This window comes from Micromonospora sp. NPDC047644, from assembly GCF_040704315.1.
Lineage (GTDB): Bacteria > Actinomycetota > Actinomycetes > Mycobacteriales > Micromonosporaceae > Micromonospora.
Genome location: NZ_JBEYSY010000008.1, coordinates 203,963 through 227,657, shown reverse-complemented (window position 1 = coordinate 227,657; position 23,695 = coordinate 203,963). Strand labels below are relative to the sequence as shown.

Below are 23,695 nucleotides of genomic sequence, written 5' to 3'. Positions count from 1 at the left end.
CAGAGCCTTGCAGTGACCGCCAACCCCGCCCAGCACCGTGGGGAGGAAGCAGGGTCGACGGAGAGGGGGACGGCGATGGCGACGCCGGTGCTGCCCGCGAGGTACACGCTGCCGCTGGTCGAGGTTCGCGTCACCGAGCTCGATCTGGCCTGTCTGCCGGAGGTCGGCGCGGTGTTCGACCGACTGTTGGCGCTGCGCCCCGCGCAGGTCGTGCTCGACCTGTCCGACTGCCAGCACCTCGACGCCGCCGCCATCGGCCTGCTGCTCGACGTGCACCGGCGGCTGACTTGCGCCGACGCGGCCCTCACCGTCCGCGATCCGAACCCCCGGGTACGGCGCATCCTGCACATCACCCGGCTGGATCAGGTGCTCTCGATCGTCAATGAGGAAGGACCAGCAGCATGACCGTCGTCCCGGACGAGTATCTGATGACCCTGATCTGCGACACGTGTGGCGAGACCATCCGCGGCACCGCGTGCGTGCTCCCCGACGCCGAGGTCGTCTGGACCCTGGTGGCCGAGCACGGCTGGAGCGGTTCGCCCTTCGCCACCGGGCCGCACCGCTGCCCGCACTGCAGCCTCCTGCCCGCCTCGACCGGTGGCCACGCCTCGTGCGACGGGCATGGCCCCGGTGGCATCCTCGGCATCGACCACCTCGACGGCACGACGGTCATCGCCGCCACCGGTGACATCGACCTCGACACCGGCGACAACCTGCGCACGGCGCTGCGGCACGTGGCCGATGTGGGCGGGCATGTGGTGGTCGACCTGAGCCGGGTGCACATCATCGACTCGACCGGCCTCGGTCTGCTCGTGCGCGCCCACCGTGATGCCCGCGAACGCGGTGTCACGCTCTGCCTCGCCGGGCCGTCGCGGTTCGTCCGCACGGTCCTGCACACGATGCGGCTGGACAAGGCGTTTCCGATCTTCGACAGCCGCGACGAGGCCCTCGCCCAGCTCTCCGATGGTGGCGGAAGGCCCCTCCCCGAGGGTCACGTGGTGGCCGTACCCCGTTGAGGGAACGGGGCGCGGTAACCGGGTGGCGAGCATGTTTCATGCTGGAGTAATGATTCGTTTCGTACTGAATGTGCTGTGGCTCATCTTCGGCGGAGGTCTCGTGCTGGCGGCCGGCTACGGCATCGCCGCGCTGATCTGCTTCGTCCTGGTCGTCACCATCCCGTTCGGCGTCGCCTCGCTGCGCCTCGCGGTCTATTCGCTGTGGCCCTTCGGCCGCACCGTGGTGCCCAAGCCGGGCGCGGGCGTCGGCTCCGGCCTGGCGAACGTCCTCTGGGTGGTGCTCGCCGGCTGGTGGCTGGCGCTCTCGCACATCCTCGCGGGCATCGCCCTCTGCGTGACGATCATCGGGATTCCGTTCGGCATCGCCAACTTCAAGCTCGTTCCGGCGGCGTTCTGGCCGCTCGGCCGTGAGGTCGTCGACGCGCCCTGAACACGGAAAACGGGAGACCTCTGGTCTCCCGCCACTTCCAACTTATAGCGCACTGGGGGGCTTGCGGCAAGACCCGGTTTATGACGCAGAATCGTCGGCCGAGGCCAGATTCTGCCGAAATGGAAGTCATGAATTGGATTCCTTGCCTACCTCCGTGTTCGATCTCCCCGATCACCTCGCCCCGAAGGCCGACCCGGCGCTCATCGCGCACGACGAACGGCACTTCGCGGCCATGGCGCGGGGCCTCGCGCAGCTGAACGCCGAGCTGTCCAACCGTCTGGACGCCGCTCGCCGGGCGCCCGGCGGCAAGGGCCGGCAGGCCGTCGACCGGGACGAGGAGGTCCGCCGGCTCACGGCTCGGCTGCGCTCGCTGAGCCGCTACGGGCTGGACCTGTGCCTCGGCCACGTGGTCGAGGCGGACAACCCCGAGCCGGTGTACGTCGGACGTCGCGGCCTCACCGACAGCACGGGTCGGCGGTTGCTCCTCGACTGGCGCTCCCCCGCCGCCGCGCCGTTCTTCGGGGCGACCCACGCCAACCCGATGGGCCTGACCAGCCGCCGCCGGTACCGCTGGACCCGCGGCCGGATCAGCGACTACTGGGACGAGGTGTTCACCCCGGACGGGTTCGTGGGGCACGCCGTCGCGCTCGACGACCAGTCCGCGTTCATCGCCAGCCTGGGTGGCGCCCGGTCGGCCCGGATGCGCGACGTGCTCAGCACGATCCAGGCCGACCAGGACGCCATCATCCGGGCCGGGTCGGCCGGCGCCCTCGTGGTCGACGGCGGTCCGGGCACCGGCAAGACCGTCGTCGCCCTGCACCGCACCGCATACCTGCTCTACTCCGACCCGCGCCTCGGTCAACGCCGGGGTGGAGTGCTCTTCGTGGGGCCGCACCAGCCCTACCTGGCCTACGTCGCCGACGTGCTGCCCAGCCTCGGAGAGGAGGACGTGCAGACCTGCACCCTGCGCGACCTCGTCGCCGAGGGTGCCACGGCAACCGTCGACGCCGACCCGGAGGTGGCCCGGTTGAAGTCCTCGGCCGAGCTGGTCCGGGCGATCGACGCGGCCGTCCGGTTCTACGAGGACCCACCGGTCGCCCCGATGACGATCACGGTCGGCGACTCCGATGTCCGCCTGAGCGCCGACGACTGGGCCGACGCGTTCCAGGCGCCGGGTCCGGGCACCCCGCACAACGAGGCGCGCGAGGAGATCTGGGAGGAGCTGCTGACCATCCTCATCGACCGGTACGACGGCGAGGAGCCGGACGCCGTGCTCCGCGACTCGCTGCTGCGCAACCGGGAGCTGCGAGCGACCGTCAACCGTGCCTGGCCGTTGCTCGACGCGGCCGATCTCGTGGGTGACCTGTGGTCGGTGCCCGCGTACCTGCGCAAATGCGCGCCGTGGCTCAGCCCGGAGGAGGTCCGCAAGCTGCAGCGCGACGAGCCCCGGGCCTGGACCGTGTCCGATCTGCCGCTGCTCGACGCGGCCCGGCAACGGCTCGGCGACGCGGAGGGGGCGGGCCGCAACCGGCGGCGCGACCCGGCCGCCGCAGCGGAACGCGAGCACATGGCCCGGGTCGTCGACGAGCTGCTCGCCGCCGACACCTACGACGACGGCGAGGGCCTGCTGTCGATGCTGCGCCAACCCGACCTGCGCGACGTCCTGACCGACGACGCCGCGCTGCCGGACGCCGACCCGGACCTGCTGGCCGGCCCGTTCGCCCACATCGTCGTCGACGAGGCGCAGGAGCTGACCGACGCCCAGTGGCAGATGCTGCTGGCCCGCTGCCCGTCGCGCAGCTTCACCATCGTGGGCGACCGCGCCCAGGCCCGGCACGGGTTCACCGAGTCGTGGCCGGAACGCCTCAAGCGGGTCGGGCTCGACCGGGTCACGGTGGCCTCGTTGAGCATCAACTACCGGACGCCGGCGGAGGTCATGGCGCAGGCCGAACCGGTCATCCGGGGCGTGCTCCCCGACGCCAACGTGCCCACCTCCATCCGCGACAACGGGCTCCCCGTCGTCCACGGCTCGGCCGCCGACCTGCGGTCGATCCTCGACACCTGGCTCGCCGACCACGCCGAAGGAATCGCCTGCGTGATCGGCGACCCGACCTTCGCGCCGACGTCGCGGGTCCGGTCACTGAGCCCGGATCAGGCCAAGGGCCTCGAATTCGACCTGGTCGTCCTCGTCGACCCGCAGGCGTTCGGCAGCGGCGTCTCGGGAGCCGTCGACCGCTACGTCGCGATGACCCGGGCCACCCAACAACTCGTGCTCCTGACCAGCAACTGAAAGCCGGGTCGCAGGCCGTCCCACACGCCCTAGTTGCCGAGCGTGACGTGCAGGATCCTCTCGTTGCTGTTGTTCGGGGTGCTGTCCTTGTCACCGACGTTGGTGGTGGTCAGCCACAACCCGCCGTCCGGAGCCGGCTCCACCGTCCGCAGCCGGCCGTAGGTGCCGCTGAAGTACGTCTGCACGTTCGTCAGGCTGTTGCCGCTGATCACCGCCCGGTACATCCGGGCGCCCCGGGCGCAGGCCACGTAGAGCGCGTCGCGGACGATCGTGATGCCGGAGCAGGAGCCCTCGGCGGTCGGGTAGGTGCGTGCCGGCGCGATGAACCCGGCCGTGCCGCAAGAGCCGCTGGTGCCCTCGCAGGCCGGCCAGCCGTAGTTTCCACCCTTGGTGATCAGGTTGGTCTCGTCCATCACCGAGTTGCCGAACTCCTGCTCCCACAGCCGGCCCTGCGAGTCGAACGCCAGCCCCTGCGGGTTGCGGTGGCCGTAGCTCCACACGTAGTTGCCGAACGGGTTGTCCGAGGGGACGGTGCCGTCCGGGTTGAGCCGCAGGATCTTGCCTTCGAGGCTGGACCGGTCCTGGGCGTAGTTGCCGTTCTGGGCGTCGCCGGTGCTGGCGTACAGCTTGCCGTCCGGGCCGAACCGCAGGCGACCACCGTCGTGGTACTTGTTCCGCCGGATGCCACTGAGCAGGACCTGCTCGCTGGCGGTGTTGAGTCGCCCGTTCTCCAGCCTGATCCGGACGATGCGGTTGTCGCTCGGCGAGGTGTGCATGATGTAGAGCCAACGGTCGCTGGAGTAGCTGCCCGAGATGGCGAGCCCCAACAGGCCACCCTCACCGTCGGTGCTCTGCACGTTCGGCACGGTGCCCAGGTTGGTCTTGGCCCCGGTGCTCGGGTTGAGCTGGATGATGTCGTGCGCGTCGCGCCGGTTGTAGAGCACGCTGCCGTCGGGCAACGTCACCAGACCCCACGGGATGTCGGTGTCGGTGGTGACCTGCCGCACCCCGCACACCGGGTTGGCGCACGCCGCGCCGGTGGTCACCGTCGCGGTGCCGCTGCGCGACGAGGCGTTGTCCTGCGCGTCCCGGGCCACCACGTAGTACTGGTACGAGGTGTTCGCCGTCAGGCCGCTGTCGGTGAACGTGGTCGCCGGCGGCGCGCCGGTGACCGTGCCCACCTTCGCGCCGGCCCGGTAGATGTCGTACGCCCGCACGCCGATGTTGTCGGTCGACGCGGTCCAGCGCAGCGTCACAGTGGTGCCCGACGCGGTGCCGGTGAGCTGTTGCGGCGCGGTGGGCGGCTGGCTGTCGGCCTGACAGGGCGGCGGAGTGATCGAGACGGTGGCGCTCGCCTGCGACACGTTGCCGGCGGCGTCGCGGGCGTTGACGTACAGGCCCCAGGTCGCCCCGGCCACCACGGTCAGGTTGGTGGAGAGCGTCGTACCGCTCACCGACGTCATCAACTGGCCGTCGTGGTAGATGTCGTAGAAGGCCACGCCGACGTTGTCCGTCGAGGCGTTCCACGCGAACGTCACCGAGTTGCAGGTCAGGCCGCTGACCCGAGGGCTGCCCGGCGCCGTCGGCGGCTGGCTGTCGGCGCTGCCGAAGGATGTCGTCCACCGTTGGTTGGACTGCCCGTTGCAGGTCCAGAGACCGACTGTGGTGCTGTTGGCGGTGCCGGCGCCGTTCACGTCCAGGCACAGACCGGACTGGACGCCGACGATCGTCTGCGAGGTAGTGGTCCGCCAGCGTTGGTTGGCCCCACCGGTGCAGTTGTTGATCTGTAGGGCGGCCGGCGCGGTGGTGTCCTGACCGACCACGTCCAGGCACATCGTGTCGTCGTAGACCCGCAGCTCACCGGCGGAGGTGAGGGTCCACGCCTGATTGGCCTGGCCGTTGCAGTCGTAGATGTTGATGCCGGCACCGGCGGTCCTGACGTTGCCGACCACGTCCAGGCAACGTCCGCTGGCCACGCCGACGACTGTCGACGGTGCCGCGGCGGCCGCCGGCACACCGACGGCCAGGCTCAGCAGCGTCACCGCCGCCATCGCCACCGGCAACAGCCGTCGTCGTGGGCGTAGTGGGTTGACTCGCATCAGTCCTCCAGGCTCAGGGCACCGACCGGCCCACCCAGACGACGAAGCGCCCGACCACGCCGAACAAGCACATCGACCATCAAAGATGCATTCGTCACACAAGTCAAACGATGTCTCTCGATCGGGGGCAAACCCACGAAACGCCGTACGCATCGCTCAGCTGTCCCGCATCGTCTCCCGGACGTGGCGACGGGCGTGATGGATCCGGGACTTCAGCGTGCCGATCGGGATGCCCAGCTGCCCGGCGATCTCCTGGTAGTCGAGCTGACACAGGTCGCGGAGCACGAGGGCCGTGGCCAGCTCCGGCCGGTGCGCCTCCAGCCGGTCCAGCGCGTCCAACAGGTCGAGGCGCGACCCGGCGATGACGCTCGTCGTCCGGGGGTCGGGCACGTCGACGGGCAGCAGCGCGCTGGGCCGCTCGGCTGCGCGTCGGCGCAGCGAGCGGTAGGTCTGGCGGGCACAGTTGGCGACCACGGTGTGCAACCAGGTGGAGAAGAGCGACCGCCCCTCGAAGCGTTGAATGTGCCGGGCCACCTGCAACAACGCGTCCTGCGCGGCCTCCTCCGCGTCCTGCCGACAGGGCAGGAACCGCCCGCACTGCTCCAGCACCCGTGGACCGATCGCGGCCAGCAGCGCGTCGAGTGCGGTGCTGTCACCGGCCGCCGCCCGCCTCGCCAGCTCCTCGGTGTCAGATTCCTTCACCACCCGCGCTCCCCCGCTCGTGGGCGTCACCGGAGTCCCGGTCGCCGGATAATACGACCGTGTCCATTCCGCCGCAGGTTGGTCGGTACCGGATCGCGCGCCCCGTCGGCGCCGGTGCGTTCGCCACCGTGTGGCTGGCGTACGACGACGAGCTGCACTCGTCGGTGGCCGTGAAGGTGCTCGCCGACAACTGGGCACAGCGGGCCGACATCCGGGGGCGCTTCCGCCAGGAGGCCCGGTTCATGCGGCAGGTCGACTCCGATCACCTGGTCCGGGTGTTGGACGTGGGTGAGCTGCCCGACGGCCGGCCGTACCTGGTGATGACGTACGCCGCCGGCGGCACGCTCGCCGACCGGCTGACCGGCGCGCCGATGCCGGTGCGCGAGGCGCTGCGGATCGCCGCCGCCATCGCCCGAGCGGTGGCGGTGCTGCACGACAACGGCGTGCTGCACCGTGACCTCAAGCCGTCCAACGTGCTGTTCGACAACACCCCGGCCGGCGACCGGGTGCTGGTGGCCGACCTGGGGCTGGCCAAGACGCTCGCGCACGCGTCCGGGTTCACGGTGGTCGCCGGCACGCCCGCCTACATGGCGCCGGAGCAGCTCGTCCCCGGCGGCGGGATCGACGTGCGCGCCGACGTGTACGCGATCGGCGCGCTGACGCACCACATGCTGACCGGCTCGCCACCCGGGCAGCCGGTGGTGGCGGCACCCCGCGTGCCCGTCGCCGTCGAGCGCGCCGTCCGCCGGGCCCTGCATCGCGATCCCGGCCGTCGCTGGCCCACCGCTGCCGCGTACGCCTCGGCGTTGGAGGGCCTGCTGGTCAGCCGACAGCTCACGGCCCGCACACCGCCGCGGCGCATCCGCCGTCTCCTCGCCGCCGTCGGCATCGTGGCCGCGACGCTGGTCATGGCCGGATCCGCCACCGCCTCCACCGCGCCGCACGGCTGGACCCGGGTGGATGACGCCACCGGCGCTGTGTCGGTGGCCGTCCCGGACGGCTGGGCGCGGCAACTGCGCGACGGCGGCTGGGACCCGGCGGTGATCGGTCTCCCGGACGAGCGCCGCCCCGGCCTGCTCGTCGGCGCGGACCTCAGCGACTGGTCCGATGTCGACAGCGTGACACCGGGGGTCTTCGTGGGAGTGCGCCGTGCCCTGCGCCCAGCGGAGCAACCGGCGCTGCCCGATCACAGCGGATGTACGCCCGTCGCCGGTCGGGCGGTCAGCGTCGCCGCGTTCAGTGGGACCGTCCGGCACTGGGCGCGATGCGGGGGCACCCGAACGTCGTTCAGCGAGGTCACCCTGGTCGATGCCGCCGGCACCTTCGGGGTGTACGTCCAGGTCAAGCAGATCGACGACGTCGACCGCACCGACGAGATCCTCGGCACGCTGCGAGTGGACACGTCGCGGGTCACGCAACGCTAGTACCGTTCCCACTCGCCGCCGAAGTTGACAGTGCGCCAGCGACGCGTCTCGGTACCGCCGTCCAGCTTGCGGACGGTGGCCTGCACGGTCTGGTCCACCACCCGGTACGAGACGAACGTCATGACCCGGTCGCCCAACGGACTGGAATCGTCTCCCAGAATGACCGGCCGCGCGTACCGCTCTCGGCCGTCGTACGAGAGCTGGACCGGCACGAGGGCCTGCCGCCGCGCCGCGCCGGGGTTGCCCAGTTCGACGAGGACGAGCGCGTCCTCGGTCGACGGCGCGTTCGCGGGCTCCTCGGTGACGAAGTCGGCGTACACCGGCCGGGCACCGTTCGGCAGGATCCGGCAGGGGATGTCGAAGCCGTTGGAGCCGTTGCGGAACTTCACCGAGTCGTCGGACTCGCCGCAGAACGTCAGATCGCGGATGACCGCGTTGGGCCAGTCGGTCCGCCTGATCTCGCTCACCGGCGAGGCCGGCCGGGAGGTGCGGGTGGCCGGAGCACCCGGGGTGGCGCTGCCGGTCGCCGGAGCGCTCGACACCGACGAGCTCGGCGGGCTCGCGCTGGTGGACGGAGAGCCGGCGGGCCCGGCGTCGCCGCCGACCCGATCAACCGGTGACGTGCAACCGGCGACGAACGTGAGGGTGAGCATCGCGCCGACGAGCAGGTTGCCGCGCATGGGTGGTCCTTCCTCCGCGGGGTCTGTCACAGGGTTTGATGCACCGGTGCGGGCGGTGGTTCACGCCACGGGGCGGCGCTTCTGCCCACCATCGGCGCACCCGCCCTCCTCCTCAAGTCGTAGGCGCATTGCCGTCTCCCGCCAGATGGCTCGGGGCGATCAGTCGAACAGGCTTGTTCCACGGCAACGGGTGACGCCGTACGGACCCGCTCCGGACACCCGCTCGCTGGGAAGGCACTGGCAGACGATGCGTCCACTCTCTCTTCTCCCGTTCCGGCGGCACCGGCCCGTCGTCCGACTCGGCGCGGTGCTCGCGAGCACTGTCGTCCTCGCCGTCAGCCTCGCCGGCTGCGGCGCCACGCAGCACAACCCCGCACCGCCCATCGACGCTCCGGCGGCACCGGCCGCCGCGAGCGGGGCGGGTTCCGCCGCCCTGACCGACACCGACGTCAACGCCTGGCTCGACGGCCTGCTGCCCGCCGCACTCGACCGCACCGGCATCGCGGGAGCCACTGTCGCCGTCGTGAACGACGGCAAGATCCTCACCACCCGGGGGTACGGGTACGCCGACACCGGCTCCGGTGGGAACCCGGCCGTACCGGTCGACCCGGACCGCCATCTGTTCCGGATGGGATCGGTGTCGAAGCTCGTCACCGCCACCGCGGTGCTTCAACTCGTGCAGGACGGCAAGCTCGACCTCGACACCGACGTCAGGACCTACCTCGACTTCGAACTGCCTCTCCGCCACGAGCGGGCCGTCACCCTGCGGCACCTGCTGACGCACACCGCCGGCTTCGAGGAGCGGATCGCCGGCCTCATCGGCACCGACAGCAGCGACCTCAACCTGCGCAGGGCCCTGATGACCGACCCACCGGAGCAGATCTACCAGCCCGGCACCGTCCCCGCGTACTCCAACTACAGCAACGCGCTCGCCGGCTACATCGTCGAACGCGTCAGCGGGACGCGCTTCGAGGAGTACGTCCAACGCAACGTCCTGGACCGGGCGGGAATGCCGTCGTCGACCTTCGCGCAGCCCCTCCCGGCGGTGCTGCGCGACCGGATGTCCAACGGGTACGACACCTCCGCCGGGCCTGCCGCGCCGTTCGAGATCGTCGGCACGCCTCCGCCCGGTGCGCTGAGCGCCCCGGCGACGGACATGGCGCGATTCATGCTCGCCCAGCTCGGCGAGCCGGTGGGCTTCGCGCCCCTGCTCGACCAACCGACCCGTGAGCTGATGCAGCGGCCGGCACTCGACGCGACGTCGTTGGGCACGCTCGCCGACGGGCCCCGGATGACCCTCGGATTCTTCGCCGAGGACCGCAACGGCCACCGGATCCTCGGCCACGGCGGCGACACCAAGTACTTCCACTCGCACCTGCAGATCTACCCCGACGACCGCGCGGGCATCTTCGTGTCCCTCAACAGCAACGGCTCCGGCGCCCTGGACAGCCACGAGCTGCGCGATTCGGTCGTGAACGGCTTCGCCGACCGCTACTTCCCCGCCCCCGCCGACCAGCAGACCGTCGGCGTGGACCCGGCGACCACCACCGCACACGCCGCGCTGGCCGCCGGCACGTACGAGTCGTCGCGAGCGATCGGGAGCAACTTCCTGACGGCGATCGGGCTGGTCGGTCGGACCACCGTCAGCGTTACCGACGGCGACCGGTTGCTGGTCGACCCGGGCCCGCTGTCGGCCTCTTCCGCCCTCTACGAGGAGGTGGCCCCCTGGGTCTGGCGCGAGGTCGACGGGCAGCGCACGATCGCCATGCGGGCGACCGACGACCGGGTCGAGGCGATCAGTGTCGATCCCGCGTTGGCGTTGCTGCCCGTCGCGCCGGCCCGCTCCTCCGCCGTGGCCGTCCCGGTGCTGGCCCTGTCCACCGTCGTGCTGCTGCTCGCCGTGCTGTCCTGGCCGGTCGGCGCGATCGTCCGCCGCCGGCTCGGGCACGCTCCCCGGGAACGGGCGGGGCGCACCGCGCGGATCCTGAGCCGCCTCGCCGTCGCCGGCACGCTGCTCGCCTTCGCCGGTTGGGTGCTGAGCATCGGCAGCATCATGAGCCTCCAGGACGTTCCCGGGCCCGCGCTGCGCGCCATCCAGGTGCTGCAACTGGTCGGTCTGCTCGGAGTGCTGCCCGCCACCGTCCGGCTCGTCGACGACGTGCGACGGCACCTCGGCTGGCGGCGGATCACCGGCAGCGGCCTGATCCTGTTCGCTCTCGCCGGTGCGGGCTGGTTCGCCGTGGAGTTCCACCTGCTCGCGCCTAGCATCTCCTACTGACCCGCCCGACCCGGGACGATCCGGAGCAAGGATGCGCACCGCATGAGGGACCACGACGACACCGAACCCGGCACACCGCGACTGACGAAGTGGCTCGACGGACGGCTCACCCGGCTCGGGGTGAACGACGTGTTCCACCGGGACTGCCTGCTGGCCGCGGCGCTGACCGGCCTGACGTTCGTACTGCTCACCGCGCTGTTCTGGGTCGTGGCACCGGAAGAGGGCGTGTCGTTCGACCCGGCGCGGGCCTGGCTGCTCGTCGCCATCTGCTGCGCGCAGGCGGTGCTGCTGTGCCTGCGCCGGGTCCGCCCGCTGCTCTGCCTCGCGCTCGTCGTCGGCCTCCAACTGCCCATCATCGGCATCTCCCTGCCCGAGGTGACCATCCGGGGGCTCGCACCGTTCGTCGCGGCGTACACCGTCGGGTTGTTGCTGCCGGTGCGCCGTGCGCTGCTGGCCGTCGGCGCGGTCGTGGTGGTGGAGTCGATCGGGGCGGCCGTCGTGGTGACACCGGATCTGGTGACGGCCATCGCGTACGTCTCGGCGAGCGCCCTGACCTACGCCGGCGCGGCCTTCGTCGGCGGCTACGTGGCCACCTACCGGCGCTACGTGGAGTTGGTCCGGGTGCGGGCGGACGAGGCGATCCGGGAGCAGCGCACGAAGGTCCAGGCGGCGATCGGCGCGGAGCGTTCCCGGATGGCCCGGGAGTTGCACGATGTGGCCGCACATCATCTCTCCGGCATGGTCGTGCAGGCGGCGGCGGTCGAGCGGCTGATCGACCGGGACCCGGCCGCCGCGAAGGCCGGTGTGGCCTGGATCCGGAGCCAGGGGAAAGAGACCCTGGACAACCTGCGGCTGGTCGTCGGTGTGCTGCGCGGCAGGCCGGGGCACGAGGGCGGCGACGGTGCCACTCCGGTGCCGGGGCTGGGAATGCTCGACGACCTCGTCCGCACGGCGGGCACCCTCGCCGGCCCGGTGGAGTTCGTGCGGGAGGGCGAGCAGCGCGAGGTGCCGCCGATCGCCGACGTCGCGCTCTACCGGATCGCGCAGGAGTCGCTCAGCAACGCACGCCAGCACGCCCCGGGCGCTGCGGCGCGGGTGGTGCTCCGCTTCGAGCCGCGCTCGGTGTCGCTGGAGGTGGTGAACGAACCTGCCGCGCCGCGACGCGTACCGGCGGCGCGCACCGGTGGCGTCGGCCTGGTGGGGATGCGTGAGCGGGCCCAGCTGATCGGGGCGACGTTCACCGCCGGCCCGACGGCGGCCGGTGGCTGGTCGGTCGCCGCGACGCTCCCGACGAACGGTCCCGCCGTACCCCGTCCGAAGCAGGAGGCCCCAGCATGATCAGAGTGATGCTCGTCGACGACCAGGCGGTGGTCCGCGCCGGCTTTCGCGTCATCCTGGAGCAGGCCGGCGAGATCGAGGTCGTGGCCGAGGCGTCGAACGGGTCCGCCGCCGTCGAGCTGGCCCGCCGGCTGCAACCGGACGTCATCTGCATGGACGTCCGGATGCCGCACGGCGACGGGCTCACCGCGACCCGACAGATCGTCGCCGAGGCGAGCGGGACGCCACCGGCGGTCCTGGTCGTGACGACCTTCGACCTCGACGAGTACGTCTTCGGCGCGTTGGAGTCCGGCGCCAGCGGGTTCATCCTCAAGGACTGTGAGCCCGAGGAGCTGATCGAGGCCATCCGCCGCCTGGCGAGCGGGTACGGGCTCGTCGACCAGGCCGTCACCCGTCGGGTGATCTCCGAGTTCGCCAGGCGTACGCCCGCTCCGCGCTCGGACGCGGCGGCGGCGCACCAGTTGACCGCGCGGGAGACCGAGATCGTGGAGTTGCTGGCGCAGGGCCTGTCGAACGTCGAGATCGCCGAGCGGCTCTTCATCGAGACCAGCACCGTCAAGTCGCACCTCGGGCGTGCCATGACGAAGATCGGCGCGCGGGACCGGCTACAGACCGTCGTGTGGGCGTACCAGAACGGGGTGGTTCACCGGTGACCGCGTCCCTGGTCGGCTGCCCGCTGGCGGTCGGTCCACCCGTGGTCGAGTGTGGACACAGTCGGAGTACGATCCGGGTCGTACCGCTGTGGTGACCTCCAGCTGACGACCCCTCGATAGGAGCCTGGCATGGCCGGCCCGGACCCCGAACTCGCCGCGAAGCTTCAGCCCGACGTGCCGCACGCGGCACGGATCTGGAACTACTGGATGGGCGGCAAGGACAACTTCCAGTCCGACCGGGCGGCCGGCGACGCTGTCGCCGAGGTTTACCCGGAGATCGTCCTCATGGCACAGCAGTCCCGGGTGTTCCTGGTACGGGCGGTGCGTTACCTCGCGGCCGAGGCGGGCATCCGGCAGTTCCTGGACATCGGCACCGGCCTACCCAGCATGCAGAACACGCACGCGGTCGCCCAGGGCATCGCGCCCGACGCCCGCATCGTCTACGTGGACAACGACCCGATGGTGCTGGTGCACGCGCGGGCGTTGCTGGCCAGCACGACGTCGGAGGGTGTCACCACCTACGTCCCGGCCGACTACCACGACCCGGAGAAGATCCTCGCCGAGGCGGCGCGGACGCTCGACTTCAGCCAGCCCATCGCCGTGATGTACATGGGCGTGATGGGCTACGAGCCCGACCTGGCCGAGGTGCGGTCGATCGTCGAGCGGACCATGGCAGCGATGCCGTCCGGCAGCTATCTCGTGCTCTGGGACGGCACCGACACCAGCCCCGCCGTGGTCGCCGGTGCCGAACGGCTGGCACAGAGCGGCGGAGTGCCGTACATCCTGCGCAGCCCGGAGGAGCTCGACACCTGCTTCGCCGGGCTGACCAAGGTGGAGCCCGGCCTGGTGCCGATCCCCCTGTGGCGACCGGACGACGCCGACGCGGTCGGGATCGACGCCTACGGGGCCGTGGCCCGCAAGCCCTGACCGACCCGACGCCGCCCCGCTCCCGCCGCCGCGCCGGAAGCGGGGCGGACGTCGTTCACCGGGCGCAGCTCATGGTCAGCCCGTCGGGAACCGCACTGGCAGTCACGAGCAGCCCGAACGTCGTTGCCCCGTCCAGGGCCAGCGCTCCGTTGTAGGACGCGTTGCGGACCGACACGTCGGCGCCGGTGGACTCCACCACTCCACCCCAGACGGTCTGGACGCGCTCGTCCTCGGCCCACCGCCAGGAGACGCGCCAGCGATCCAAGGGTTGCGTCCCGGTGTTGCGGACCGTGACCGTGGCGACGAAACCGCCGCCCCAGCGGGCGTCGATCGTGGCCGTCGCTCGGCACGTGGTCAGCGGGGCGGTCCGCGCCGGCCCGATCATGTACGGGTCGCGCTTGCCGTCAGGGTCGCTGAACCGGTACCAGTACTCCGTGTCGGGCGTCAGACCCCCAATGGTCACCGAACCGAAGCGCTCCGGCCCGGAAACGGCCTCGGCCACCGGCGTTCGCCACTGCTGGGCGTCCTCGCGGCTGGCGAAGAGGCTGACGGTCATCGGCGGGTCGTAGCCGCAGGGCGGCCGGAAGAAGATCGAGTACGAGATGGTCACGCTCGTGGTGGTGACCCCGGCGACGCTCCCGGTGATCGGCAGGGCCGGCGGGCAGGCAATGGTCGGCGACGGCGACGGCGTGGCCGACAGGGTGGGCGTCGCGTCGGTGCCGCTGGTCGTCCCGGTCCAGGTGGCCAGGGCCATGCTGGTGACAGCGAGGAACATGCGAAGCATCGGAACCTCCGTGGTCAGCGGACACCGATGACCGAGGTGGTAGCCGGTGCGCGCTCGGGTTTCCGGTCATCGACGAGGCTGCCCGGCACGGGTGACAGGGCCACCTCGCGCGCCTCGCGGACCGGAGGAGATCGGGTGCGCGCTGGCTCCCCGAGCACGACCGAATCACAGCATGGCAGTCGACCAGCATCGATACAAGCCGATCCCGGAGTCGTCGAGCACCGTCCGCTTTCTGGTCGCCGAACCGACATCCGCCGGGCGCTCGCCTCGAGAATGATCCATCGGGATCTATTCCTTTGGATACGGGAGCACACCATGCTCGACGCAAACAGCACGAACCGGCGACCCCGGGGAGTGAGGCTACTGATCGCTGTGGTGCTGACGACCGCCGCGCTGGCCGCACCCAGTCCCGCCGACGCCGCCGTCAGCCGGGCCGAACTGGCTCTCCGCTGGGCGCCCATCCACTACCAGGACGTCGACGCCACCGGCAGCCACGCCCTCAGCGGGCAGTCGGACTACGTCACCCGGGTCGATTTCGACGGCGACCTGGACGGACGCAACAACTGGGAACGGGCCGGCCAGGCAGGCACCTCACTCGCCGCGTACGCGTACTACTCCGTCGTGGAGACGAGCACCCACTGGTACATCACGTACTTCTTCTTCCACCCTCGCGACTGGACCGACCACCCGTTCTTCGAGACCGAGCACGAGAACGACGGCGAGGGCGTGCTGTTCGCGATCGAACGCGACGGCTCCACGTACGGCGTTCTCCGTTCGGCTGTCACCGTCGCGCACAGTGACTTCTTCTCCTACACGCCGACCGGCAGCACCTGGACCAGCGGCGGGGAGAGCGTCGACGGCACCCTGAGGTTCCAGGCGTCACCGCACGACACGTTCCAGCACCCGGTGACGGCGCAGGAGGCGCAGGGGCACGGCCTCAAGGCGCACCCGCAGTACGACATCAACGGCGACGGCCTGGTCTACTACCCGTCGACCCTCGCCGAGACTCCGAGCAGCGGCAACGACCGGGACGTGCGGTATCAGCTGATCGACATCTTCGCCACCGGTGGCCTGTGGGCGCAGCGGTCCAACACGAGCCTCTTCGCCAGCCTCGGCACCTTCGCCGGTGACACGTCCGGCGACTGCGGCGTCGGTACCTGGAGTTGTTCGACCAACTCGGCCAACGCGCCCTGGGGTTGGGACGACGGCAACGACGCCGCCGCGCGTGGCGAGATCGCCAGCGACCCGGCGAAGCTGGCGGCGGCGTACTTCACGGTGCCGAGCGGCCTGCCACGCACCTACAGCTACAACCCGTACGCCGGCGCGGCGGCAGCGCTCGCCGAGGCAGCGAGGACGGCTCCGCCGACCGTCGACTGACGCCTTCGTCTCCCCGGGTTCGACCGTGCTGGTCGGTCACCGGGGAGACGAACCGACCTGGACCCGGTCGCTCTCCCGGTCGGAGAGAAAGGACGCCACGGCCTGCCCCTGCTCGGTCACGGCATCCCGCTCCGACCGGGAGAAGCAGCCTAGTGGGCTGACGGTCACCGTGCCCGACTCGACGGTCCAGGTCGCCGCGACCCGGCCGTCGACGAGCACCACGCGCTCGCCGGCCACCGAGAGGAGACGGTGCGCGTCGTCGATGATCCGGCTGCGGTCGTCGTATCCCAGGATCGCGTTGTCGAACGCCGGCAGGAACCGCACCGGGGCGGGTGTGTCCGGGTCGGGGCGCGGCGCGTCGGCAAGGTCGATGAGCTTGCGGCCACGCTCGTCGCGAAAGGTCACCAGCTCGTCCCGCATGCCGGTCACCACCGCCGGCAGCCCGGCGAGACCGCACCAGGCGCGCAGGTCGGCCGTGGCCGCCGGGCCGAACGCGGCCAGGTAGCGGCGGACGAGCAGCCGGTCGACCTCGTCGACCCCGGTCGCGGCCGGCGGAGCGACGTCCCGGCCGAGCCAGGCGGAGAGCAGGACGTAACGGGCGCCTCCCTTCGCCCGCCACACCCCACGCGGCGGGACCTGCGTCATCGGGAGCAGCGCGACAGCGATCTCGCCCAGCACCCGCAGCCCCGGCGTCGGCCAGCGCTCGCCGAGCGCCCGCCCGATCTCGGGCATCGAGCGGGGCTCACCGTCGGCCATCACAGCGAGCGCGGCAGCGGCGAGTTCGTCGAGGTCCACCCCGTCGAGCTCGCCGCGGTAGACCCCGAGCACGCGTTGGCGCAGCATGGCGTCGTGACGGGTGCGCCAGGCCACGACGTCGTCGGCGACGAGCAGGTGGACGGTGCGGCGCATGAGGTGGGTACGCACCACGTGTCGCCGGGTCAGCAGGTCGGAGAGCACCGCCGGGTCGAACGCGCGCAGCCGCGACCACAGCCCGATGAACGGCTCCTGCGGCTCCTGGGCCTGTAGGCCGCCGAGGTGGGCGACGGCGTCGAGCACCGGCAGGTCGGCGCGGTCGAGCAGCAGTTGCCGGGCGAGCGTCGCACGGTTGAGCGCACGGCTGTCGAGAATCGTCATCAGGCCCCTTCGGTCGGGCTCATTATCCGACCCGGGCCGACAGTCTCGGGTACGCGGATTCGCCCCGCCCGGTGAGGCCGGACGGGGCGAATCCAAGCGGGGTGGACCGATCAGTGCCTGCCGACTGCGCACCTCGCCGTCCAGGCTCAGGGTGTCGACGCGCGCCTTGCCGTTCACCCCGACGCCGAACACGTCCCGGGTCGAGGTGCCGGGGCCAGGCCGGGGCCGAAGCGCTGCGCGGTCGGCACCGCGAACGTCAACTCCTCACCGTCGGCGATCTCCGGACCGGACGACGAGTAGGTGGGAGTGACGCCGGCGTGCGTCTCACTGTTGTTGACGAAGTCGCCGTTGACGCCGGCGACGGCACCCTGCTCGTTCGCCATCGCCGAGACGACAGCGCGCTGCGCCACCGCGTCGGGGTGCAGCAGGTCCAGGGAGACCTTGTTCTTCTGCAGGTCGGCGGTGAGCAGGTAGCCGACGGTGACGCCCCGGGGCGTTGTCACCTCGAACGAGCCGTACGTGACGCCCGGGGCGAGCTGCTCGGTCGAGGTCATGGTGATCGGAGTGCCAGCCGGCGGTACCGTGGCGGTCGCGGCGTGGGCGACGCCTGCCGGCGTGGCGACCGCGGTGAGTCCCGCCGCGAGCAGCAGCGCCAGACGTGGGCGTACGAGGTGCGGTGACCTCATTGCCGCTCCTTTCGTGGTGCGTTCCGGGCCTGGGCCGGGAGGGTCGGGCCGGGCCGGTTGTCGACCGGACCGGCGATGATCTTCCTGGTCAGCCGATCACCCGGGGGTGGACACGGGAGGCTGCGGGCGTGAATCGTCCGCACCGTCTTGATCAACTGCCGGGGCGGCCGGAGCCGATCGACGCAGCCCCGGGGGTGCCAAAAAGTTTTGTCGACTTCCTACAACTGAGGGACAGTGGGTTCGGTGGTTGCGCCATAGCGCTGGCCGCCGCCACCCGGAAAGGTGATCACTGCTGGGAGCCGTCGTCTCCCCGCACGCAGGTCGAGGTCTAGCTAAGGGGTTCTTCGGGTGTTCAACCGTGTCGCCATCGTCAACCGTGGTGAAGCCGCCATGCGGCTCATCCACGCGGTCCGCGAGCTGGCCGCGGAGACCGGCATCCAGCTCGAAACCGTCGCCCTCTACACCGATGTCGACCGCAACGCCACCTTCGTCCGCGAAGCGGACATCGCCTACGACCTCGGCCCGGCCTCCGCCCGCCCGTACCTCAACCTGGCGGTGCTGGAGCGCGCTCTGACCGAGACCGGGGCCGACGCCGCGTGGGTCGGCTGGGGCTTCGTCGCCGAGGATCCGGCGTTCGCCGAGCTGTGCGAGAAGATCGGCGTCACCTTCGTCGGCCCGAGCGCCGACGCCATGCGTCAACTCGGCGACAAGATCGGCTCGAAGTTGATCGCCGAGAAGGTCGGCGTGCCGGTCGCGCCGTGGAGCCGAGGCGCCGTCGAAACCCTCGCCGCCGCCCGGTCGGCGGCGGCCGACATCGGCTACCCGCTGATGCTGAAGGCGACCGCCGGCGGTGGCGGACGCGGCATCCGCGTGATCAGGAACGAAGCCGAGCTGGTCGACGCGTACGAGCGCACCAGTCAGGAGGCGGCACGGGCCTTCGGCAGCGGCATCGTTTTCCTGGAGCGCCTGGTCACCGGGGCCCGGCACGTCGAGGTCCAGGTGATCGCCGACGGGCAGGGCACCGCGTGGGCCCTCGGCGTCCGCGACTGCTCGGTGCAGCGACGCAACCAGAAGGTCATCGAGGAGTCGGCGTCGCCGGTGCTCGACCCGGCGCAGGCCGCCGAGCTGAAGACGTCGGCCGAGCGTCTGGCCGTGGCGGTCGGCTACCGCGGCGCGGCGACGGTCGAGTTCCTCTACCACCCCGGTGACCGGTTGTTCGCGTTCCTGGAGGTCAACACCCGCCTCCAGGTCGAGCACCCGATCACCGAGCTGACCACCGGGTTCGACCTGGTCAAGGCGCAGCTGCACGTCGCCTCTGGCGGGCGGCTCGACGGTGCGCCGCCGGCCGAGCGCGGGCACGCCATCGAGGCCCGGCTCAACGCCGAGGACCCCGACCGCGACTTCGCGCCGTCCCCCGGCCGCATCGCCCGGCTGGACCTGCCCAGCGGCCCCGGCATCCGGGTGGACACCGGCGTCAGCGAGGGTGACACCATCCCCGCCGACTTCGACTCGATGATCGCGAAGATCATCGCGTACGGCCGGGACCGCGACGAGGCCCTCGGCAGGCTGCGGCGGGCGATGGCGAACACCACGGTGATCATCGAGGGTGGGGCCACGAACAAGAGCTTCGTGCTCGACCTGCTCGACCAGCCCGAGGTGATCGACGCCAGCGCGGACACCGGGTGGATCGACCGCGTCCGCGCGGAGGGCCGCCTCGTCACGCACCGCCACTCCGCCGTCGCCCTGGCCGCCGCCGCCATCGAGGCGTACGAGGAGGAGGAGCGCGTCGAGCGTCAGCGGCTGCTGTCGACGGCCGCCGGCGGGCGCCCGCAGGTGCAGCACGCCAGCGGCCGACCGTTGGACCTCAAGCTGCGCGGCGTCGGCTACCGCACCCGCGTGGCGCGGGTCGGCGCGCACCGGTTCCGGGTCGGCATCGAGACCGGCCCCGTCGTACGCACCGCCGACGTCGAGCTCGACCGCTTCGACCGGCACACCGGTCAGATCGTCGTCAACGGCATCCGCTACCGCCTGCTCACCGGCACGTACGGGCCGACCCACCTGGTCGAGGTGGACGGCGTGACGCACCGGGTCAGCCGGGACGAGGGTGGCGTCCTGCGCTCCCCGATGCCCGCGCTGGTCGTCGCCACTCCGCTGGAGGTCGGCGCTGAGGTCGAGGCGGGCGCGCCGGTGCTGGTGCTGGAAGCGATGAAGATGGAGACGGTGCTGCGGGCGCCGTTCAGGGCGCGGCTCAAGGAGTGCGCCGTCTCGGTGGGCAGTCAGGTGGAGGCCGGTGCGCCGCTGCTGCGCCTGGAGCCGCTCGCGGACGACGCCGAGCAGACCGCCGACGACGCCAGCACCGAAACCGTCGAACTGGACCTGCCCACCGCCGCCACGGACATCCCGGCGTACGAGCGCAGCAGGCGCGGCCAGGAGGACCTGCGGGGTCTGCTGCTCGGCTTCGACGTCGATCCGCACGACGACCGCCGGGTGCTCGACGATTACCTCACCGCGCGGCGGACGGCCGCCGAAGCCGGGCAGCGACCCCTGGCCGCCGAACTCGACCTCATCGAGGTGTTCGCCGATCTCGCCGAACTGAGCCGCAACCGGCCGACGGGCGAGGACGGCGGCGCCGCGCACGTCCACAGTGCCCGGGAGTACTTCCACACCTACCTGCAGAGCCTCGACGTCGAGCGGGCCGGGCTGCCGGACGCCTTCCAGACCCGGCTCGGCAAGGCCCTCGGCCGGTACGGCGTCACCGACCTGGACCGCACCCCCGCCCTCGAGGCCGCCGTCTTCCGGATCTTCCTCGCCCAGCAGCGCGCCTCCGCGGACGCGCAGGTCGTCGCGGCGCTGTTGCGCGCCTGGCTGCTGGAGACCCCGCCGGACGAGACGCTGCGCGAGCCGGCCGGCCTCGCGCTGGAGCGGCTGATCGCCGCGACGCAGGTCCGCTTCCCCGTGGTCGCGGACCTCGCCCGGGGCGTGGTGTTCGCCTGGTTCGCCCAACCGCTGCTGCGCCGCAACCGCGCCCGCGTCTACGCCGAGGTTCGTGGGCACCTGCGGCACCTCGACGCGCACCCGGACGCCCCGGACCGCGCCGAGCGCGTCGCCGCGATGGTGCGCAGCACCGAACCGCTGGTCCGGCTGCTCGGCCAGCGACTCGTCCGCGACCACCTCGACAACGCCGTCATGTTGGAGGTGCTGACCCGGCGGTACTACGGCAACCGGTCGCTCACCGGCGTGCTCACCCGCGAGGTCGCGGGCTGCACGTTCGTGGTCGCCGGGCGCACCGACTCCAGCGTGGTCTCCGCCGCGGTCAGCTTCGACGCGCTGGGCAGCGCCCTGCGCGGGCTGGCCGAGCTGGCCGGCGGCGAGGACGCCGTGGACGCCGACATCTACCTCGGCTGGGAGAACCAGCCGGAGGACTTCGACGCGATGGCAGCCGCGCTGGCCGAGGTCATCACCGCGCACCCGCTGCCGCCGCAGGTCCGTCGGGTCACCACCACCGTCGCGGGTCGCGGCGGGGCGGTGATGCACCACCACTTCACCTTCCGTCCGTCCGGCGCCCAGCTGACCGAGGACCGGCTGATCCGTGGGCTGCACCCGTACATCGCGCAGCGGATGCAGCTGGAGCGGCTGCACAAGTTCGACCTGACCCGGCTGCCGTCGTCGGACGAGGAGGTCTACCTCTTCCAGTGCGTGGCCCGGGAGAACCGCGCCGACGAGCGCCTCGTCGCGTTCGCGCAGGTGCGTGACCTGACCGAGCTTCGCGAGCAGGACGGCCGCCTGGTCGCGCTGCCGACGGCCGAGGACGCCATCGCCGCCTGCCTCGACTCGATCCGGCGCGCCCAGTCGCGGCGGCCGTCGAAGACGCGCTTCAACACCAACCGGATCGTGGTCTACGTGTGGCCGCCGAGCGAGCTGACCCGCGAGGAGATGGAGATGATCGCCGGGCGGGTCCGCCCGACGACCACGGGTGCCGGCCTGGAGGAGATCCTGTTCATCGCGCGCCAGCGCGACCGCCGGACCGGCGAGCTTTCCAAGATCGCCGTACGGATCTCGTTCGACGCCGCGGGCGGTGCCGAACTGGCCGTCGGGGAGCCGCCGGTCGAGCCGCTCGAGCCGCTCGACGAGTACCGGCTCAAGGTGCTGCGGGCCAGCAGCCGCAACACCGTGTACCCGTACGAGCTGACCGGCCGGCTCGGCGACTTCGTCGAGCACGACCTCGACGACGACCACGCGCTGGTGCCGGTGGACCGGCCGAAGGGGCGCAACAGCGCCGCCATCGTGGCCGGGGTCGTCACGACGCCGACCGAGCGCTACCCCCAGGGGGTCACCCGGGTGGTGCTGCTCGGCGACCCGACGAAGTCGCTGGGCGCCCTGTCGGAGCCGGAGTGCCGGCGCGTGATCGCCGCACTGGACCTGGCCGAGCGGATGCAGGTGCCGTTGGAGTGGTGGGCGCTGTCCGCCGGCGCCCGGATCTCGATGACCTCCGGTACGGAGAACATGGACTGGGTCGCCGCGGCGCTCAAGCGGATCGTCGAGTTCACCCAGGCCGGCGGTGAGATCAACATCGTGGTCGCGGGCATCAACGTCGGCGCGCAGCCGTACTGGAACGCCGAGGCGACGATGCTCATGCACACCAAGGGCATCCTGGTGATGACGCCCGACTCGGCGATGGTGCTCACCGGCAAGCAGTCGCTCGACTTCTCCGGTGGTGTGTCCGCTGAGGACAACTTCGGCATCGGCGGCTACGACCGGGTGATGGGGCCGAACGGGCAGGCGCAGTACTGGGCGCCGAATCTGACGGCCGCACGCGACGTGGTGATGGCGCACTACGACCACTCCTACGTCGCGCCCGGCGAGGACGCGCCCCGGCGGGCGGTCACCACCGACCCGGCCGACCGCGACATCTCCGGCTTCCCGCACGACGTGGCGGGCAGCGCCTTCGCCACCGTCGGGGAGATCTTCTCCGTCGAGTCCAACCCGGACCGCAAGAAGCCGTTCGACATCCGTACGGTGATGCGGGCCCTCTCCGACCAGGACCACCCGGTGCTGGAGCGCTGGGCCGGCATGGCGGACGCGGACACCGCCGTCGTGCAGGACGTCCACCTCGGTGGAATCCCGGTCTGCCTGCTCGGCATCGAGTCCCGGTCGGTGCCCCGGCACGGCTTCCCGCCCACCGACGGTCCGGACACCTACACGGCGGGCACGCTGTTCCCCCGCTCGTCGAAGAAGGCCGCGCGGGCGATCAACGCGGCCAGCGGCAACCGGCCGCTCGTCGTGCTGGCGAACCTGTCCGGCTTCGACGGTTCACCGGAGTCGATGCGCAAGCTGCAACTGGAGTACGGCGCCGAGATCGGCCGGGCGATCGTGAACTTCCGGGGGCCCATCGTCTTCTGCGTGATCTCGCGCTACCACGGCGGCGCATTCGTGGTGTTCTCGAAGGCGCTGAACCCGAACATGACGGTGCTGGCGCTGGAGGGCTCGTTCGCCTCGGTGCTCGGTGGCGCACCCGCCGCCGCTGTGGTGTTCTCCGCCGACGTCAACGCTCGTACGGCTGCCGACCCGCGGGTGCGGGACCTGGAGGCCGGTGTCGCGGCCGCCAGCGGCACCGAACGCGCCGCGCTGACCGCGGAACTCGACGAGCTGCGGTCCTCGGTGCGCGCGGAGAAACTCAGCGAGGTGGCCGCGGAGTTCGACCGGGTGCACAACATCCACCGCGCCGTCGAGGTCGGCTCGGTGGACGCCGTGATCCGCGCCGCCGAGCTTCGTCCGCGCATCATCGAGGCCATTGAGGCCCGCCTGGGGTGATCCGACGAGACCGGACAGGGCCGGTTCGGTTCCCGCACCACAGGGGACCGGGCCGGCCCTGTCGGC

The 23,695-nt window shown here is 71.5% G+C and carries 17 protein-coding genes; 11 read left to right on the top strand and 6 right to left on the bottom strand.

Annotated features, from left to right (window positions below):
* Positions 1-75: 75 nt before the first annotated feature.
* From AB0877_RS15565 to helR, 4 genes are all read left to right on the top strand, one after another.
* The gene (locus AB0877_RS15565) at positions 76-405 is read left to right on the top strand and encodes an STAS domain-containing protein (RefSeq protein ID WP_366609282.1); all 330 of its coding nucleotides are present in this window, start codon (positions 76-78) and stop codon (positions 403-405) included.
* Entirely contained in the window at positions 402-1,016 is a 615-nt protein-coding gene (locus tag AB0877_RS15560; protein WP_366609280.1) for an STAS domain-containing protein, read from the top strand. The genes AB0877_RS15565 and AB0877_RS15560 overlap by 4 nt, the downstream gene beginning before the upstream one ends.
* A gap of 49 nt (positions 1,017-1,065) precedes the next feature.
* The gene (locus tag AB0877_RS15555) at positions 1,066-1,446 is read left to right on the top strand and encodes a YccF domain-containing protein (RefSeq protein ID WP_366609278.1); all 381 of its coding nucleotides are present in this window, start codon (positions 1,066-1,068) and stop codon (positions 1,444-1,446) included.
* A gap of 154 nt (positions 1,447-1,600) precedes the next feature.
* Positions 1,601-3,736 (top strand): RNA polymerase recycling motor ATPase HelR, encoded by a 2,136-nt coding sequence (gene helR, locus AB0877_RS15550; RefSeq protein ID WP_366609277.1) that lies wholly within the window; start codon positions 1,601-1,603, stop codon positions 3,734-3,736.
* Positions 3,737-3,765: 29 nt separating this feature from the next.
* On the opposite strand, the gene AB0877_RS15545 is transcribed toward helR, so the two are convergent.
* Both AB0877_RS15545 and AB0877_RS15540 read right to left on the bottom strand, forming a co-directional pair.
* A complete protein-coding gene (locus AB0877_RS15545; protein WP_366609275.1) occupies positions 3,766-5,835 on the bottom strand; it encodes a PQQ-dependent sugar dehydrogenase in 2,070 nt (689 codons plus the stop codon).
* A gap of 156 nt (positions 5,836-5,991) precedes the next feature.
* Positions 5,992-6,540 (bottom strand): RNA polymerase sigma factor, encoded by a 549-nt coding sequence (locus AB0877_RS15540; RefSeq protein WP_366609274.1) that lies wholly within the window; start codon positions 6,538-6,540, stop codon positions 5,992-5,994.
* 56 nt (positions 6,541-6,596) lie between these two features.
* Here AB0877_RS15540 and AB0877_RS15535 point away from each other — a divergent pair, with 56 nt between their 5' ends.
* Complete coding sequence (locus tag AB0877_RS15535; RefSeq protein WP_366609273.1) at positions 6,597-7,961, top strand: serine/threonine-protein kinase; 1,365 nt, start codon at positions 6,597-6,599, stop codon at positions 7,959-7,961.
* Here AB0877_RS15535 and AB0877_RS15530 read toward each other — a convergent pair.
* Positions 7,958-8,641 carry a hypothetical protein gene (locus AB0877_RS15530; RefSeq protein ID WP_366609271.1) on the bottom strand — a complete coding sequence of 228 codons (684 nt, stop codon included), beginning with the start codon at positions 8,639-8,641 and terminating at the stop codon, positions 7,958-7,960. The genes AB0877_RS15535 and AB0877_RS15530 overlap by 4 nt on opposite strands.
* 247 nt (positions 8,642-8,888) lie before the next feature.
* Here AB0877_RS15530 and AB0877_RS15525 point away from each other — a divergent pair, with 247 nt between their 5' ends.
* From AB0877_RS15525 to AB0877_RS15510, 4 genes are all read left to right on the top strand, one after another.
* Complete coding sequence (locus AB0877_RS15525) at positions 8,889-10,919, top strand: serine hydrolase domain-containing protein (RefSeq protein WP_366609269.1); 2,031 nt, start codon at positions 8,889-8,891, stop codon at positions 10,917-10,919.
* A gap of 42 nt (positions 10,920-10,961) precedes the next feature.
* A complete protein-coding gene (locus AB0877_RS15520; RefSeq protein WP_366609268.1) occupies positions 10,962-12,257 on the top strand; it encodes a histidine kinase in 1,296 nt (431 codons plus the stop codon).
* Positions 12,254-12,910 (top strand): response regulator transcription factor, encoded by a 657-nt coding sequence (locus AB0877_RS15515; protein WP_357198724.1) that lies wholly within the window; start codon positions 12,254-12,256, stop codon positions 12,908-12,910. Before AB0877_RS15520 ends, AB0877_RS15515 begins: the two co-directional genes overlap by 4 nt.
* Positions 12,911-13,039: 129 nt before the next feature.
* Positions 13,040-13,837, top strand: coding sequence for an SAM-dependent methyltransferase (locus AB0877_RS15510; protein ID WP_366609265.1), 798 nt, complete (start codon positions 13,040-13,042; stop codon positions 13,835-13,837).
* Positions 13,838-13,892: 55 nt separating this feature from the next.
* Here AB0877_RS15510 and AB0877_RS15505 read toward each other — a convergent pair whose 3' ends face one another.
* Positions 13,893-14,621, bottom strand: a complete 729-nt coding sequence (locus AB0877_RS15505) for a cellulose binding domain-containing protein (protein WP_366609263.1) — start codon at positions 14,619-14,621, stop codon at positions 13,893-13,895.
* Between the two features lie 315 nt (positions 14,622-14,936).
* Here AB0877_RS15505 and AB0877_RS15500 point away from each other — a divergent pair, with 315 nt between their 5' ends.
* Positions 14,937-15,998 (top strand): hypothetical protein, encoded by a 1,062-nt coding sequence (locus AB0877_RS15500; protein WP_366609262.1) that lies wholly within the window; start codon positions 14,937-14,939, stop codon positions 15,996-15,998.
* 36 nt (positions 15,999-16,034) lie between these two features.
* Here the strand turns inward: AB0877_RS15500 and AB0877_RS15495 are convergent, their stop codons facing one another.
* Both AB0877_RS15495 and AB0877_RS15490 read right to left on the bottom strand, forming a co-directional pair.
* Positions 16,035-17,132 carry a winged helix DNA-binding domain-containing protein gene (locus tag AB0877_RS15495; RefSeq protein ID WP_366609260.1) on the bottom strand — a complete coding sequence of 366 codons (1,098 nt, stop codon included), beginning with the start codon at positions 17,130-17,132 and terminating at the stop codon, positions 16,035-16,037.
* A 173-nt stretch (positions 17,133-17,305) separates the two neighbouring features.
* Positions 17,306-17,818: a hypothetical protein gene (locus AB0877_RS15490; RefSeq protein WP_366609259.1), complete on the bottom strand. Its 513-nt coding sequence runs from the start codon at positions 17,816-17,818 to the stop codon at positions 17,306-17,308.
* 348 nt (positions 17,819-18,166) lie between these two features.
* Here AB0877_RS15490 and AB0877_RS15485 point away from each other — a divergent pair, with 348 nt between their 5' ends.
* Positions 18,167-23,629 (top strand): carboxyl transferase domain-containing protein, encoded by a 5,463-nt coding sequence (locus AB0877_RS15485; RefSeq protein WP_366609257.1) that lies wholly within the window; start codon positions 18,167-18,169, stop codon positions 23,627-23,629.
* Positions 23,630-23,695: the final 66 nt, after the last annotated feature.